Origin of the sequence: Nocardia nepalensis, assembly GCF_048910785.1 — a bacterium.
GTDB classification, from domain to species: domain Bacteria; phylum Actinomycetota; class Actinomycetes; order Mycobacteriales; family Mycobacteriaceae; genus Nocardia; species Nocardia nepalensis.
In genome coordinates this window covers 314,452-330,201 of sequence record NZ_JBKBET010000028.1, presented here as the reverse complement: position 1 = coordinate 330,201, position 15,750 = coordinate 314,452, and the positions used below count along the sequence as shown (strand labels likewise).

Below are 15,750 nucleotides of genomic sequence, written 5' to 3'. Positions count from 1 at the left end.
GGGCGCGAGAGCCAGCACTCATGATCAACGGGACATAGTGGTGCGCGGTCGTCGCGTGCTGCCGCGGTCATATCGAGTTCAGTCGATGCGGTAGCCGTCTTCGGTGGCGACGATGTCGGTGACCGCGCCACGGGGACGGCCGCAGCGGCGTTCGCAGCCGGACCAGTGCTGACGGCCCGCCACGGTGACCTGCTCGGCGCCGCGGATTTCGACGGTCCGACCGAGATCTGTCGCCGCGGCGGGGTTGGTCGCGACGTCTGTGGCTATCGAGTCGAGCGGTCGGTCGGCTGCGGCGTTGACCGCAGCGTCCCCGGCGGGATGGTTCGCGGCCGGCAGCACGCGGCCCGATTCGACCGCGGCCGCCGCATCCGCGCGGACATCGGTCAGCGACTTCGCGCAGCCGGGTTGGCCCGCGCAGGCGCTGACCTGGAGCCAGGGGGAGTTGGCGTCGAAGATGAGGCCCATGGGGGCCAGTACTCGGACGACCTGTTCGGCGGGCCATTCCTCGAGGTCGGTGACCACCAGGCTGCGCCACGGCGTGACGAAGATGGGATGTTCGATGGCGGCGATGAATTCGGCGGTCCGGGCGGGCAGGGAGCCGAGCCGAACCGCGGCGCCCAGGCTGACCAGACCATTGTCCTGGTCGAGCCAGCCGATCGGAATGTCATGGGCGGCACCGAATTCCAGGCGTTCGGGGCCTGGGGACAGGCCTAGCACGTCGATCACCCGGCGCACGCCGTCATCGACTTCGTGTAGTCGCCACTGGCCCGAGCCGAGGTCGAGAAAGGCGTGCGCGGCGGCGAGCACTGCCTGGACCGCGTCGGCCGCCGAGATTCGGATGCCGGTATCGCGGCCCGCCAGCACCATCGCGAATTCGTCTGCGCCAGTGGCGTGTACGCCGATATCGCCACCCAGTCCGCTGATATCGCCGCGACCGTCGTCGAGGGTGAACAGCACCCGGCCGGGCAGTTCGGCCAGCCGCGGGGCGGCACGCAAACCCGCGTCGAGCACCGGAACGAACCCATGCACATCCGATAGACCGCCGATCCGGCCCGACAGCGGCGAGGCGACGATATTGCGCACCCGCTCATGCGTCCGACTCGGCAGCAGTCCGGCACCCGCCAACCGCTCGCTCAACGCCGCCGCGTCACGCACCTGCCGCAGCTGCACATTGCCCCGCGAGGTCAGCTCGATATTCCCATCGCCGAGCTCCCCGGCCGCCTCCGCCAACACCTGCAACTGCGCCGGTTCCAGCCGCCCACCGGGCAGCCGAATCCGAGCCAACGGCCCATCGGCCGCCTGATGCAGCCGGAGCACGCCGGGGCAGGAATCGGGATTCGTACGCGTCATGACCCATCAAGCCTACGACTTCGTCATCGCGCACCCGTTGAACGCACCTCGGGCTGCCACGGATAGCGGCGCTTCCGAGGACGACACAGGACGGATCCGGGTTTCGCTCGCACACGGGGACGACCCGTGTGTCGGTGCGTGCCGTGCGGCGTTGCGGCCGAGCGGTGTTTAACAGCGTGTCTGAAAACCCTTGTGGGTATTCGGACACCGCCCTTCTCGGGCGTCGTCGGTTCATGCCACGAAGGTGTGAACGTCGGTTCCCGCGTCTTCCGGGCTGGTTTCACCGGTACCCATAGGGTGCCGGTCAGCGCCTTCCCGTCGGCGGGCGTTGGTGACCCGGCCTCCTGCTCGGGGGTCCGGGGATCGGGGAGAGTCTTCGTGCCGGATCGTCGGCCAGGCTGCGAGGTTGACCGCAGCGTTGTGGTCGCGGTCGGCGCGGAAGCCGCACCCGCAGGCGAATACCCGATCCGACAAGGTCAGCTCGGTGTTCACGGTCTCGCAGGCCGAGCAGCGTCTACTTGACGCATACCAGCGTCCGGCGGTGGCGACGGTGCCGCCGCGCCAGGATTGCTTGTAGCGCAACAGGCGCGCGAAGTCGGCCCATCCAGCGTCGCTGATCGCGTGCGCCAGACGCCGATTACGGAGCATGCCCGCCACGTGCAGGTCCTCGACAACGAGCCGGTCGTGGGTCTTGACCAGCCTGTTGGTGACCTGATGCAGAAAATGGCGGCGAACATTCGCGATGTGGTGGTGATGCCGCGCCAGGCGGGCCGCGGCGCCTTTGCGGTTGCGGGATCCTTTCCGTTTGCGGGACAACGCTTTCGCCAGCCGCCGCTGCTGACGCAGCCCAGTGGCCAGGGGTTTGGGTGGATCGTCGATACGGGCAAGAGCGGCACCGTCGGCGGTGGCGGCGACCAGGAACGCCGACAATCCACGATCTATCCCCACCCAGCCACCGTCATCGTCGACTGTGCGCTGCCGGTGGTGGCAGGCGGGATGCAGGTCGGCGGCCTCGGTGGTGATGCTGATCTGCCAGCGGCCCGCCCGGAACGTGATGGTGGCGGACAGGATTTTCGCCCGGCCCTTCGCGAGCAGGCGACGCAGGCGGCGGGTGTCCTGCCGCACCCGCAGCATCCCGATACCGGGCAGGGTGATCGAGCGTGCGATGTCGTTGTCGCCGACGCGTATCCCGGCACGACCGGTCGTGGAAAGTCTATTGCGCAGCCGAAACGACGGTGTGGTGGCGTGCTTCTTCTTCATCCGAGGGAATCCGACGCGTCTGCCTTTGCGTTTGCCGGTGCGTGAGTCGCAGAACGCGGCAAAGGCGCGACCGCAGTCGACAGCGGCTTCTTCGAACACCTGCTGACACACCTCGGTGCGCCACACCAGCCCGGTCACTGCGACCTCGGCGGCCCCGTCCGGGGCGACGGCGATCACCCGTCCGGCGGCTTCGGTTTTCTTCCACGCGTTGAAGGCGTTGATCAGGCTGAATCCGGTCCACGGCACCGAATGATCGGGATCGGTTTTCCGGTGAGTGAGCGCGGTTTTCACCAAGTCCAGTGACTTGTTGAACGCGAACCGGGCCGCTCCGGCATGGCGTGCGAGCACGGCTTGCTGCTCGACGGTGGGGTCGAGGCAGTACCGGAAGGCGGTGTGGCGGCTCATCGACGGCGAGTGTGACACAGGACACCGACAACAAACGGTGACTCCAGTGACCGACGGCGCCACACGATCCCGAGTTCTCAGATACGCACTAAGGTGAGCGCATGAGTGAAATCTCCACCGTTGCCGACCGACTCGCGATCATCGACGTCATCACCAGGATGTTCGTTTACACCGACCAGAAGCGGTGGGATGACCTGCTGTCGGAGGTATTCACGGCGAAGGTCGATTTCGATGGCGGCTTCGGTGGGCCGGTGGCGGTTCGCGCCGCGGCCGATATCGTCGGCGATTGGCGCACGGGTCTCGACGACCTCGACGGTGTCCATCATCAGGCGGGTAACTACCTGGTCGACCTGCAGGGTGACCGCGCTGAGATCCACGCCGATGCGATCGCTGTGCACGTGAAAAACGATGCCGCCCACGGCAAGACCCGCACCTTCGTCGGCAGCTACACGATCGGCGCCGAACGCACCGACGCGGGCTGGCGCGTCGACAAATTCCACTACCACCTGAAGGTCATCGACGGGAACGCCGATCTGACCTGAGCGTGACCGAGGCCGGGCGTACCCGCCGAACCCCGCGAGATGGCCGTCGTCAACAATCAGGCGCGGCTCGTGGGTACGCCCAGTACATGCCGAGTACGTGACGCCGGTCCACGACAGTACCTACCGGTCGGCAATAGGCGCGGGGAGGCGGGCTAGCATCTGGGTGCTCGGCGGGCGATGAGGAAACCGGTGGAACTCCGGTGCGGTCGCGCCACTGTCAACAGCCAGACCCTCTCCGGCGAGCACCGTAACCCGATGGGCGCGTCACCCGAGGAAGGCTGCCACCTGTGATTTTGCTGCTGTCGACGTCCGACACCGATCTGTTGAGCGCGCGTGCGAGCGGCGCGGAGTATCGGTGGGGGAATCCGGCTCGGCTGCTGGTCGAGGATCTGCCCGTGCTGCTCGACGGCACCGATCTGGTGATCGTGCGAATCCTGGGCGGCAAGCGGGCCTGGGAGGACGGGCTCGAGGCGGTGCGCGCCAGCGGGGTGCCGATGGTGGCGCTCGGCGGTGAGATCGCGCCGGATGCCGAGCTGATGGAATGTTCGACGGTGCCCGGTGGCGTCGCCGCCGACGCGCACAACTACCTCGCCGCCGGTGGCGCGGAAAACCTGCGGCAGTTGCACAATTTCCTCTCCGATACGGTGCTGCTCACCGGTCACGGCTTCGAGCCGCCGGTGCAGCTGCCGAGCTGGGGGGAGTTGGAGCGGACTCCGCGCAACCCTGCGGCGGTTTCCCGGCCCTTCGGCACGGTTGCTGGTCACCGCGACCCGAGCGCAATTGTCGACGCGTTGGGGGCGGAGTCCGGTCCGAGCGCCGAGCAACCGCCGACGGTGGCCGTGATCTATTACCGTGCACAACATCTCGCGGGCAACACCGCCTACATCGATGCGCTGTGCACCGCGATCGAGAACGCGGGAGCGAAGGCTCTCCCGCTGTACTGCGCATCCCTGCGCACCGCCGAGCCGGAATTGCTCGAAACCCTACGCACGGCAGACGCTTTGGTCGTGACCGTGCTCGCCGCGGGTGGCACCAAACCCGCCAGCGCGTCGGCCGGTGGTGACGACGAGGTCTGGGATGTCGCGGCCCTCGCCGAACTGGATGTGCCGATCCTGCAAGGCCTCTGCCTCACCAGCGGCCGTGCCCAGTGGGAGGCCAACGACGATGGCCTCTCACCGCTGGACGTCGCCACCCAGGTGGCCGTCCCGGAATTCGACGGCCGCATCATCACGGTTCCGTTCTCCTTCAAGGAATTCGACGCCGATGGCCTGTCCACCTACGTGCCCGATCCCGAGCGCGCGGCCCGGGTCGCCGGTATCGCGGTCCGGCACGCACGACTGCGCCACATTCCCGCCGGACAGCGGCGCATCGCCATCATGATGTCGGCCTACCCGACCAAGCACGCACGCATCGGCAACGCGGTCGGCCTGGACACCCCCGCGAGCGCGATCCGGCTGCTCACCGAGATGCGGTCGGCCGGTTACGATCTCGGCGCCGACGGCGAGGTGCCCGGGCTCGCCGAACGCGACGGCGACGCGCTGATCCACGCGCTGATCGCCGCGGGCGGTCAAGATCCGGACTGGCTCACCGCCGAACAGCTCGAGGGCAACCCGATCCGCATCAGCGCCGACCAGTACACCAGCTGGTTCGAAACCCTGCCCGAGGATCTGCGTACGGCCGTCGTCGAGGCATGGGGGCCGCCGCCCGGCGAACTCTACGTCGACCGGTCCGCCGACCCCAAGGGCGAAATCGTCATCGCCGCATTGCGTTTCGGCAATATCGTGCTGATGGTGCAGCCGCCGCGCGGTTTCGGCGAGAATCCGGTCGCCATCTACCACGACCCGGACCTGCCGCCCAGCCACCACTACCTCGCCGCCTACCGGTGGATCGCCGCCGCGGACGGTTTCGCCGCCGACGCCATGGTGCATCTCGGCAAGCACGGCAACCTGGAGTGGCTGCCCGGTAAAACCCTCGGCATGTCCGCCTCCTGCGGCACCGACGCCGCACTCGGTGAGCTGCCGCTGATCTACCCCTTCCTGGTCAACGATCCGGGCGAGGGCACCCAGGCCAAGCGTCGCGCCCACGCCACCCTCGTCGACCACCTCATCCCGCCCATGGCCCGCGCCGAAAGCTACGGCGATATCTCGCGTTTGGAGCAGCTGCTCGACGAGCACGCCAATATCTCCACCCTCGATCCGGCCAAACTGCCCGCCATCCGCCAGCAGATCTGGACACTTATGCGCGCGGCCGAAATGGACCATGACCTCGGCTTGTCCGAACGCCCCGACGAGGATGTCTTCGATGACATGCTGCTGCACGTCGACGGCTGGCTGTGCGAGATCAAGGATGTGCAGATCCGCGACGGGCTGCACGTGCTCGGTCAGGCGCCAGCGGGGGAGACCGAACTCGATCTGGTACTCGCCATGCTGCGGGCCCGCCAGCTGTGGGGCGGCGAACGGAATGTGCCCGGACTGCGGGAAGCGTTGGGGCTGAACGAATCCGGTACCGAAGCGCGCGATCGGGTCGATGCGGTGGAGCGCCAGGCGCGGGAGCTGCTCGCCGGACTGCAGGCTACCGACTGGTCCGTGAATGCGGTCGACGGCCTGGTCGACGCATTCGCCGACTCACTGAGCGCAGGTGCACACCCCACCGCTGACACCCTTACCGCAGTTCGAAGCGTGCTGCGCTTCGCCGCCGCCGAGGTGGTGCCCCGCCTGCGTCAGACCGGCATCGAGATCGACCGAATCCTGCACGCGCTCAACGGCGGTTTCATTCCGGCGGGCCCGAGCGGCTCCCCGCTGCGCGGACTGATCAATGTCCTGCCGACGGGTCGGAATTTCTATTCCGTCGACCCCAAGGCGGTCCCGTCGCGGCTGGCCTGGGAGACCGGTCAGGCGATGGCGGATTCGCTGCTCGATCGATACAAAGCCGATCATGGCGAGTATCCGCGCTCGGTCGGGATGTCGGTATGGGGCACCTCCGCCATGCGCACCTCCGGCGACGACATCGCGGAAGTGCTCGCGCTGCTCGGCGTGCGCCCGGTGTGGGATGAGGCGAGCCGCCGGGTCACCACGCTCGAGGTGATCGCCCTGGCGGAGCTGGGCCGTCCGCGCATCGACGTGACGGTCCGCATCAGCGGCTTCTTCCGCGACGCATTCCCGCACGTGCTCGCACTGCTGGACGACGCGGTCCGACTGGTCGCCGAACTGGACGAACCCGCGGAGTCGAATTACGTTCGCGCCCACGCGCAAAGAGACCTCGCCGAGCACGGCGACACGCGCCGCGCTACCACGCGCATCTTCGGCTCCAAGCCCGGCACCTACGGTGCGGGTCTGCTGCAATTGATCGACTCCAAGAGCTGGCGCACCGACGACGACCTCGCGCAGGTCTACACCGCGTGGGGCGGTTACGCCTACGGTCGCGACCTCGACGGCGCTCCCGCCGCCGACGATATGCGCACCGCCTACCGCCGAATCACCGTGGCCGCCAAGAACACCGACACGCGCGAGCACGATATCGCCGACTCCGACGACTACTTCCAGTACCACGGTGGCATGGTCGCCACGGTGCGTGCGCTCACCGGCAAGAACCCCGAGGCCTACATCGGCGACAGCACCCGCCCCGACGCCGTGCGCACCCGCACGCTATCGGAGGAGACCTCGCGCGTGTTCCGCGCCAGGGTGGTGAATCCGCGCTGGCTCGAGGCGATGCGCAGGCACGGCTATAAGGGCGCCTTCGAAATGGCGGCCACCGTCGACTACCTGTTCGGCTACGACGCCACCACCAATGTCGTGGCCGACTGGATGTACGAAAAGCTTGCCGAGAGCTACGTTTTCGACGACGTGAACCGCAAGTTCATGGAGCAGTCCAACCCGTGGGCGCTGCACGGCATTGCCGAGCGTCTGCTGGAGGCGGCGCAACGGGAGTTGTGGGAGCATCCGGAGCAGGCGACGCTGGACCGATTGCGTCAGATCTACCTGGAGACCGAGGGTGAACTGGAATAGCGGAGAAAGCAATCCCCCAGTTCCTTGGTATTTCGAATTATTTGATCTTGCAACGTAATTCGATTTCCTGATTCCGTCGACGCCGAGCGCGTCGGGGGCGCATGATGATTGATGTCCCATGTCCGTTTTTCGGGGAAACATCAATCGAATCGGCTGGATGATTGGAAATCCTGATGAAGATCAAAAAATTGGTAGCGACAACGGTTTTGACCGTTGCCGCGACAGGTATCACCGCGGCCACCGCCTACGGATCGCCTGAAGTGTCGTCCGAAACCGTCCTCAACGGGGTGGATCACGGCATCGAATACACCGCGGCGGTGGCGACGGATCGCTCCGATGCCTCCATCACATTGGCCTCCGGCAAGTTCGTGCTCACGCCGGACGCGGGCATTACCGTGCTGGCGCCCGACGGCTCGGTGGTCGCCACGGTGCCGACCACGCTGCAGACGGTGGCGGGCCAGTCGGTGCAGGTCACGCCCGAAGTCGACGCCGCGGCAACGACATTGACGCTGACACCGGTCAACGCTCCGGCGCCGGTATCGGCCCCGCTGCAGTACATCGGTGACGCGGGCACCACGGTCGCCGGCGTCCTGATCGGCTGCGCGGTTGGCGCGTTGATCGGGCTCGTGTTCCTCGTCGTCGGATTCATTCCCGGTTGCGTCATCGGGGGAATCATCGGCGGTATCGCCGGCGCCAACCAATGACCGAAATCGAACGGTTTAGGTAACTTTCCAACGGGTACCCTCGGCCGGGCTTTCACCGAATTCGCCCGACCGGGGTTGCCGCTTACCGAAATTCAGGACACAGCGCAGTTCAATTCTGGCCCGCCGCTTTCCGAAACCGTTCGGCGGTCGCCCGGAGGTGTGCGGCGAGTTCCGGTGCGTCGAGCACTTCGAAATCGGCATCGAGCAGGCCGAGATACAGCGTGAGCGTTTGCGGTGTATCCGAACCGACTTGGATCACACAGTGATTCGGTCCGTCGGGTTCCACCGTGACGGCGACGGGCAGCCGCGCACGCACATCGGTAGCCGGTGCCGCGACCCGCACCCTGGCTCGGTAGCGCCACGTCGCCATACCGACGCCGCGCTGCAACCGTTCGGCCACTTCGGTTTCCGGAAGTATCCGCGCAGTGAAGCGGGCACCGTTCGGGGTCCGCGGTGTCACTCGGTCGACCCGGAAGGTGCGCCAGTCCTCGCGTCCGATATCCCATGCGACCAGGTACCAGCGGCCATTCCAGTGCGCCAGCCGATGCGGTTCCACCTCGCGTCGTGACGCCGTGTCCGCGCGTTGTGACCCCACGTCTACCCGCTGTCTCATTGCGTCCGAATGGGTTACGTAATCGAACCGCAGTCGCTCGCTGGCCCGGATCGCGGTGGCGATGGCGGTCAGCACGGTCGCGTCCACATTCGACTGTCCCGGATGCGGGACATGCACGGTGGCGACGGTCAACGCACGCACCCGGTGCCGCAGCCGCGAGGGAAGCACCTGCTCCAATTTGGCCAGCGCGCGGACCGAGGTCTCCTCGATCCCGGTCACCGCGCCATTGGCCGCGGTCGCCAACCCCACCGCCACGGCAACGGCCTCGTCATCATCCAAAAGCAATGGCGGCAGCGAAGATCCGGCCCCCAACCGATACCCGCCCGCAACCCCGGGGGTCGCATCCACCGGGTATCCGAGCACCCGCAACCGCGCGACATCGGTCCGAACGGTCCGCGTCGACACCCCCAGCCGCTCGGCCAACGCGGGCCCGGTCCAATCCCGATGCAACTGCAGCAGCGACAGCAGCCGCAGCAACCGTGCCGAAGTTTCCAACATTCTGCGATGATCCCAGCAATCGCGGAACTGAGTCTTCCGCGATCATCACGTCAACGGCGCACGAGCCGGTTCCCGGGCAAGCTCACCGGTGCGGGGCGGCGTGTACATGCGATCGCAGACCCGGCAAGCCGAACAGGATGAGCAGCTCGACCGTGCCGCCGTCGGCGCTGCCCAGCCAGTGCGGTAGGGAGGTGTCGAATTCCGCCGCCTCGCCGGGCGGCAGGTTCAGGTCGCGCTCGCCGACTACCAATCGGAGGCGGCCGTTGAGCACATACAGCCACTCGAAGCCGTCGTGTGTCTGCGGCGTCGGCTCCAGCGGTGCCGGACTCGCGGGAATGATCATCTTGAACGCGTGCACCCCGCCCGGCCGCCGGGACAGCGGCACGAAGATCATCCCGAAACGCCGGATCGGTTTCAGGTGAATTCGCGGATCGCCGGTGCGCGGGGCACCGACGAGGTCGTCCAACGGCACGTCGTAGATGCGGGCCAGCGGCAGCAGCAACTCGAGCGTCGCTCGGCGCTGCCCGCTCTCCAGCCGGGACAGGGTGCTCTCCGATATGCCGGTCGTCGCGGCGAGGTCGGCGAGGGTTATGCCGCGGTCGCGCCGCAACGCACGCAACCGTGGCCCCACCGCGTCGAGCACATCGTCCGTTTCGCTGTCCACGAGGCCATCTTGCCGGAACAGCAAGATTGCGTGCCAGATCGTGGTGAGCGTGGCAAGACTGAGCGCGTACCGACAGGCGCACTGCCGAGGTCACCGACCACGTCCTGCTAATCCGCCGCACCGCCCGCGAAGGAGATACCGTGCCAACCAGCAAGCGCCGCACCGACACTCCGCCGCCCCGGACCGGAAGCGGCGAGGCCGAGGTGCTGCGCGGCTTTCTCGACTATCTGCGGACCGCGATCGCCGCGAAGGTCGAGGGCGCCCCCGAACCACAGGTGCGAACGGCCGCGGTGCCGTCGGGCACGAACCTGCTCGGCCTGCTCCAGCACCTGACCTTCGTCGAACGCTCGATGTTCCTCGGGGACAACGTCACCGACTGGCAGGCGACATTCCGGCACGCACCAGCCGACAGCGTGGCCGATGTCGTCGACCGCTACCGCGAGGCGGTCGAGCGGGCCAACGAAATACTCGACGGCTGCACCGATCTCGGCGCACCCGTCCCTCGACCGCGGCCGGGCCGTCCCGCTCCCAGCATCCGCTGGGCACTCACCCACATGATCGAGGAGACCGGCCGCCACGCAGGCCACGCGGACATCCTCCGCGAACTGATCGACGGCACGACCGGCCGCTGACTTCACCCAGGACAGGACCACATGATCACCGCAACCCGGCCGCACGGCCTGCTCCGCTCCACGCGCGCCGTCGCCACCCTCGCACTCGCGATCCTGCTCACGATGGGGACCGCGGCCTGCTCCACGACAATCCGCGCCATCCCCTCCTACGCCGCCGCCACACACGGGGATCCCAAGTTCGAGAACACTTTTCAGCACGAGTTCGCCGACGTCGACGGCGTCCGCATGCATTATGTGACCGGCGGCCACGGCACGCCGGTGGTGCTGATCCACGGCTGGCCCCAGACCTGGTACGGCTGGTGGCCGATCATGCCCGCGCTCGCCGAACACCACACCGTCTACGCCGTCGACCTCCCCGGGACTGGGTGACAGCACCGGCGCACCGACCGGCTACGACAAGGCCACCCTCGCCCGGTACGTGCACACCCTGATCGCCGACCGGCTCGGAGTGCGCGACGCCCGGATCGTCGGACACGACTGGGGTGCCGCCGTCGCGTTCCGATACGCCGACCAGTTCCCCGCCGACACCGCCCGCCTCGCCTACCTCGACCTGCCGCTCCCCGGCCCCGCGATCGATGCACGCACCTACCGCACACTGAGCTGGCACATCGCCTTCCACTCCCAGCCACGGGTGCCCGAAGCGATCGTGGGCGACCATGTCCGCGAGTACCTGGCCATGTTCTACCCGCAAGTCTCCTTCGGCGGCACGGCATTCGGCGGCACCTCGGCGCGGTCCCCGTTCACCGACGCCGAGATCGACGAATTCGCCCGCACCTACAGCGCGCCCGTGGCACTGTCGGGCGGCTTCGAGCTCTACCGCGCTCTCGACAAGGACGTCCGCGACACCGTGGCGGACCCACCGACATCCGTCCCGACCCTGCTCATGACCGCCCAGGGCCAACTCGACGCGATCCGAGCCACCGTCTCTGCGCGCCTGACCAACATCGTGCGAGCCGTGGACGTCCCGCACGCGGGGCACTGGCTCGTCGAGGAGAATCCCCAGTTCGTCACCGCGGAACTCGAGCACTTCCTCGACTGACGACGCCCGGCCCGGCTCGGGGCGCAACATGCTCGACCGTTCATCGAAAGCACCATCGATGTCCGCTGCCCGCGAATGCGCCGCGCCGCTCGAGTTCGGTGTCCCCGGTGCACATTTGGTTGCGTCGAACCAACCGGACGGGTTGTCGGAGGTGTCACCCTTCTTGCTCTGCCAGCACGGCCGTTGTCAGGGTGAGGTGTCGAGTCAATATGTCGGCTGCGGTGTCGGGGTCGCGGGCCAGCGCTGCCTCCTCCAGCCAGCGATGCTCGTCGATGCCGTCCCGGTCGGGATTGCGGTGCGTCGACCAGCGGCGGGCCAGCTCACTGGCGATCCACATCCGGTCGAAGGTTTCCAGCAGGACGGGGTTGCCGCATCCCGCTAGCAGAGCGCGGTGGAAGACCCGATGAGCCTCGGCCCACGCCTCGCTGTAGTACTCGCCTTCTTCCGGAGTGAATGCCGGTGTGCGTGCCAACCGGTGGTGGGCAGCTCGGACATCGCCCTCCCAGTTGACGTCACCACGTTCGATCGACATGCGTAGCAGGACCGGCTCGATGGTCCGGCGGGCCTCGCCGATCTGCTGCCAGCGGTCGTCGGAGAACGCTGGGACCGCGAAGCCGCGATTGGTCAGCCGGTCGGCAAGGCCCTCACCGACCAGCCGCACCAGCGCCTCACGCACCACGGCCAGGCTCACGCCGTGTTGCCTGGATAAATCCTGCGGCTTGAGCGCGTCACCGGGCGCGTACTCGCCGCGCATGATCGCGTTCCGCAAGTGTGCGTAGACCTGCTCGGAAAGCATCTGCTTCGCCGGCGGGGTCGGGGCGTGGACCGTCATGATCCAATCATAGACGATTTGAAGAATAATCGATTATTTCTGATAACATCGATGATGCATGTTGGGCACGATACGAAAGGCGCGACACGATGAGCGCAAACGATCCCTTCGCTCGCCTCCCCGAGGCGGCCTCTTTCACGGTCACCAGCACCACCGTGAGCGACGGTGCCGCCTGGGAACCCGAGCAGTGGTCCTCCAGCACCCCCGGCGGTAAAGACGTTTCCCCGCAGCTGAGTTGGAGTGATGCTCCGGCCGGCACCAAGAGCTATGCCGTTACGGTCTACGACCCGGACGCCCCCACCGGCTCCGGCTTCTGGCACTGGGCTGTGGCCAACATCCCGGCCACGACCACGAGCCTGCCCGAGGGGGCCGGAGACGACGCCGGCACCGGTTTGCCGGGCGGCTCCTTCCAGTTGCCCAACGACGCGCGCGTACCTCGATACAGCGGTGCGGCACCGCCGGCGGGGCACGGCAAGCACCGCTACTTCGTCACCGTGCACGCGCTGGATGTCGACGACATCGGCATCGCCGCTGACTCCACCCCGGCTCTGCTCGGGTTCACCATCGCCGGTCACATCCTGGGTCGAGCGACCCTCGTCGCCACGGCGGAGACTCCGCGATGAACTCCATTCGAGAGTTCAGCCCCGCGACGGCGACGCCATCGTCTGCCGGGGCGAGGTCATGATGAACGGCAGACCGATGCCGGCCACAGGCGAACCGCGCGTCGTGCACCCGCGCCGCGGCGTACATGTCGGGCTCGACTCGACCGTCACTTCGGTCTGCATCCGGACCGAGGACGGGAAATGACACTGCAAGGAGAGCCTATGAGCGACAACGATATCGATCGCATGGTCGATCGCACCGTGCTGATCACGGGCGCGACGGACGGGCTCGGTCGGGAACTCGCGGTGCGGCTCGGGGCCGCGGGTGCCCGGCTGATTCTGCACGGCCGCAACGCCGATCGGGCCGCGGCGCTCGCAGCCGAGGTGACGGCCGCGCGCGGGCCCGAGCCGGAGATCATCCTGGCCGACCTGTCGCGGCTCGCGGAGGTGGACCGGCTGGCCGACGAGATCATCGCCCGCACTTCGCGATTGGATGTGCTGGTGAACAATGCCGGCACCGGCGGCGGGCAGCTGAACGGGAGACGCGAACTCAGCGCCGACGGCAACGAATTGCTGTGGGCGGTCAACCATCTGGCCCCGTATCGTCTGACACGGCGGCTGCTTCCGCTGCTGCGGGCATCGGCTCCGGCGCGGGTGGTGAACGTGGCTTCCGCCGGGCAGCAGGAGATCGACTTCGACGATCCGAACCTCGAGCACGACTACGACGTGTACACCGCCTACTGCCGTGCCAAGCTGGCGATGATCATGGCGACCATCGAGTACGCCGAGGAACTCGACGGGACCGGCGTCACGGTGAACGCCCTGCACCCGGCCACACTCATGGCGACGACCATGGTGCTGGAAGCTGGCGTCACGCCGATCAGCACGGTCGCCGAGGGCGCGGACGCCACTCTCCGGCTGATCTGCGATCCGGGCCTGGCGCAGACGACGGGCCGGTATTTCAACGGCACCGGCCAGAGCCGTCCGCACGCGCAGGCCGACGATCCGAAGGCGCGCCGGCGCCTGCTCGAAATCAGTGACGCCGCAGTCGTTTCGGCGGTGGGCTGAGGTGGTGGGCCACGAGGTCGCGCGTCGCGTGGCCTACGGGGGCGCGGCCCGCACGAGTATGGCTCTACCACGGGACGGGCTGGCCGTGCCGATCCAGGAACTGCAGGCCGGGCGCGCCGGCCTGCGTCTCGAGGACGTCGGCGACGGCGGGGATGCTCTCCTGCGGGGTGAGGGGCGCGTCGGGTCCGCCGAGCCGGGTCCGGTTGTGGCCGGGGTCGATGAGCAGTTTGGTGTGTCCGTCGCCGGCATGGCGGGTGGCGTAACTGCGCATCAGCTGGTTGAGCGCGGCCTTGCTGGCTTTGTAGAGCTCATAGCCGTCCTCGGTGTTTCGCGAGATGCTGCCCTGCTCGGAGGACATGACCGCGACGGTTCCGCCAGGCACGACGAGCCCGCGCAGGGCCGCGAGGACACGCAACGGGCTCAGTGCGTTGGTGATCATCACTTCGGTGAACATGTCGGGGGAGACCTCGTCGATCGGCAGATCGCCGCGGTCGATGGCGGCGTTGACGAAGAGTAGGTCGAGTGGTTGCCCGTCCAGTCGCTCGCGCAGTGCGGCCAACTGTTCGGAGCTGGTCATCTCCAGCGTTTCGATGTGCAGCCGTCCATTGGAGGCATCGGAATGCACTTGTAGCTCGCCGCCGCGGCGGCGTGTGGTGGCGATGACTCGCCAGCCGCGTCGAGCGAGCTCGGTGGCCAAGACCAGGCCCAAGCCTCTGGAGGCCCCGATGATGAGCGCTTGACGGTGGGACGTGGCGGACATTATCTGCTCCTACCTGGCGAAATATTCAATAGACGCAACGTTGCGTCTAGACAATAGCATTACGCCGCTGACCGGTCATGGCATCGCCGACCGGTAGGGTGACCCCATGCCCGCCGCGAACTCCCAGCCCAGGACGCGCTCGGGCAACCGTCGCGACGAGGCTGCGCGGCTGGCCGTGCTGCATGCGGCGGATGATCTGCTCGTCGAGCATGGCTTCGGCGCTCTGACGATCGAGGCGATTGCGCGTCGAGCCGGCGTCGCCAAGCAGACGATCTACCGCTGGTGGCCCTCGAAGGTCGAGATTCTCCTCGATACGCTCATCGACGACAGCGACAAGCGCCTCCCTGTCCCGACGGACAAGCCCACAGCGGAAAACATCCGCGCGTACGTCCGCGGCTTCGCCCGATTCCTCACCCGCGAGCCTGCGGGCAAGGTCCTGCTCGCACTCATCGCCGAGGCGCAGCACAATCCCGGCACGGCCGAGAGCTTCCACACGCGCTACCTCGATCCGCGCCGCGCTCGAGAACGCGACATGCTCGAGCGCGCAATCGACGCCGGTGAGATCTCGCCCAAACTCGGCCTCGACGCCACTCTTGATGCCCTGCTCGGTCCGCTCGTATATTGCGCTCTGACCGGGGCGAGCATCCCTCGTGCTCTCACCAGCAGCCTGGTCGAGGACCTGCTGGAACCTCGCTCGGGATAAGTGCCCACTCCGGACCCGACATCCGCATCGGGGTCCGCACACCCGGCATCAAGGCGGAAAGCGCCCATCGAATA

The 15,750-nt window shown here is 67.4% G+C and carries 15 protein-coding genes and 1 riboswitch; of the genes, 9 read left to right on the top strand and 6 right to left on the bottom strand.

Translation table 11 applies throughout. The annotated features are described in order from the left end of the window. Nucleotides 1-78: 78 nt before the first annotated feature. Complete coding sequence (gene cobG, locus ACHQ4I_RS22235; RefSeq protein WP_420773724.1) at nucleotides 79-1,350, bottom strand: precorrin-3B synthase; 1,272 nt, start codon at nucleotides 1,348-1,350, stop codon at nucleotides 79-81. 231 nt (nucleotides 1,351-1,581) lie between these two features. Then, nucleotides 1,582-3,015 (bottom strand): RNA-guided endonuclease InsQ/TnpB family protein, encoded by a 1,434-nt coding sequence (locus ACHQ4I_RS22230; RefSeq protein ID WP_420773723.1) that lies wholly within the window; start codon nucleotides 3,013-3,015, stop codon nucleotides 1,582-1,584. 101 nt (nucleotides 3,016-3,116) lie between these two features. Between ACHQ4I_RS22230 and ACHQ4I_RS22225 the strand changes: the two genes are divergently transcribed. The 3 genes from ACHQ4I_RS22225 to ACHQ4I_RS22215 all read left to right on the top strand — a co-directional run bounded on the left by ACHQ4I_RS22225 (nucleotide 3,117) and on the right by ACHQ4I_RS22215 (nucleotide 8,265). Continuing rightward, nucleotides 3,117-3,557 carry a nuclear transport factor 2 family protein gene (locus ACHQ4I_RS22225; protein WP_420773722.1) on the top strand — a complete coding sequence of 147 codons (441 nt, stop codon included), beginning with the start codon at nucleotides 3,117-3,119 and terminating at the stop codon, nucleotides 3,555-3,557. Between the two features lie 154 nt (nucleotides 3,558-3,711). Further along, a riboswitch (cobalamin riboswitch) is annotated at nucleotides 3,712-3,811 on the top strand. Between the two features lie 33 nt (nucleotides 3,812-3,844). Further along, nucleotides 3,845-7,561, top strand: a complete 3,717-nt coding sequence (cobN, locus tag ACHQ4I_RS22220) for a cobaltochelatase subunit CobN (RefSeq protein WP_420773721.1) — start codon at nucleotides 3,845-3,847, stop codon at nucleotides 7,559-7,561. Between the two features lie 173 nt (nucleotides 7,562-7,734). Next, entirely contained in the window at nucleotides 7,735-8,265 is a 531-nt protein-coding gene (locus ACHQ4I_RS22215) for a DUF8020 domain-containing protein (protein ID WP_420773720.1), read from the top strand. Nucleotides 8,266-8,374: 109 nt separating this feature from the next. Here the strand turns inward: ACHQ4I_RS22215 and ACHQ4I_RS22210 are convergent, their stop codons facing one another. After that, nucleotides 8,375-9,376 (bottom strand): helix-turn-helix transcriptional regulator, encoded by a 1,002-nt coding sequence (locus tag ACHQ4I_RS22210; RefSeq protein WP_420773719.1) that lies wholly within the window; start codon nucleotides 9,374-9,376, stop codon nucleotides 8,375-8,377. 82 nt (nucleotides 9,377-9,458) lie between these two features. After that, nucleotides 9,459-10,040 (bottom strand): helix-turn-helix domain-containing protein, encoded by a 582-nt coding sequence (locus tag ACHQ4I_RS22205; protein WP_420773718.1) that lies wholly within the window; start codon nucleotides 10,038-10,040, stop codon nucleotides 9,459-9,461. A 140-nt stretch (nucleotides 10,041-10,180) separates the two neighbouring features. Between ACHQ4I_RS22205 and ACHQ4I_RS22200 the strand changes: the two genes are divergently transcribed. From ACHQ4I_RS22200 to ACHQ4I_RS22190, 3 genes are read left to right on the top strand one after another with little or no spacing between them, the layout of a single operon-like run. After that, nucleotides 10,181-10,672: a DinB family protein gene (locus ACHQ4I_RS22200; RefSeq protein WP_420773717.1), complete on the top strand. Its 492-nt coding sequence runs from the start codon at nucleotides 10,181-10,183 to the stop codon at nucleotides 10,670-10,672. 21 nt (nucleotides 10,673-10,693) lie between these two features. Further along, nucleotides 10,694-11,041, top strand: a complete 348-nt coding sequence (locus ACHQ4I_RS22195; protein WP_420773716.1) for an alpha/beta fold hydrolase — start codon at nucleotides 10,694-10,696, stop codon at nucleotides 11,039-11,041. 49 nt (nucleotides 11,042-11,090) lie between these two features. Continuing rightward, a complete protein-coding gene (locus ACHQ4I_RS22190; protein ID WP_476445400.1) occupies nucleotides 11,091-11,711 on the top strand; it encodes an alpha/beta fold hydrolase in 621 nt (206 codons plus the stop codon). 154 nt (nucleotides 11,712-11,865) lie between these two features. On the opposite strand, the gene ACHQ4I_RS22185 is transcribed toward ACHQ4I_RS22190, so the two are convergent. Beyond that, a complete protein-coding gene (locus ACHQ4I_RS22185) occupies nucleotides 11,866-12,543 on the bottom strand; it encodes a GntR family transcriptional regulator (RefSeq protein ID WP_420773715.1) in 678 nt (225 codons plus the stop codon). Between the two features lie 89 nt (nucleotides 12,544-12,632). On the opposite strand from ACHQ4I_RS22185, the gene ACHQ4I_RS22180 reads away from it, so the two are divergent. Together ACHQ4I_RS22180 and ACHQ4I_RS22175 are read left to right on the top strand one after the other, a co-directional pair. Then, a complete protein-coding gene (locus tag ACHQ4I_RS22180) occupies nucleotides 12,633-13,166 on the top strand; it encodes a YbhB/YbcL family Raf kinase inhibitor-like protein (protein ID WP_420773714.1) in 534 nt (177 codons plus the stop codon). A 201-nt stretch (nucleotides 13,167-13,367) separates the two neighbouring features. Continuing rightward, on the top strand, nucleotides 13,368-14,213 hold the full coding sequence (locus ACHQ4I_RS22175) for an SDR family NAD(P)-dependent oxidoreductase (RefSeq protein WP_420773713.1): 846 nt from the start codon (nucleotides 13,368-13,370) through the stop codon (nucleotides 14,211-14,213). Between the two features lie 64 nt (nucleotides 14,214-14,277). Here ACHQ4I_RS22175 and ACHQ4I_RS22170 read toward each other — a convergent pair whose 3' ends face one another. Then, nucleotides 14,278-14,973: an SDR family NAD(P)-dependent oxidoreductase gene (locus ACHQ4I_RS22170; RefSeq protein WP_420773712.1), complete on the bottom strand. Its 696-nt coding sequence runs from the start codon at nucleotides 14,971-14,973 to the stop codon at nucleotides 14,278-14,280. A gap of 106 nt (nucleotides 14,974-15,079) precedes the next feature. On the opposite strand from ACHQ4I_RS22170, the gene ACHQ4I_RS22165 reads away from it, so the two are divergent. Continuing rightward, nucleotides 15,080-15,676: a TetR/AcrR family transcriptional regulator gene (locus tag ACHQ4I_RS22165; protein WP_420773711.1), complete on the top strand. Its 597-nt coding sequence runs from the start codon at nucleotides 15,080-15,082 to the stop codon at nucleotides 15,674-15,676. Nucleotides 15,677-15,750 lie beyond the last annotated feature (74 nt).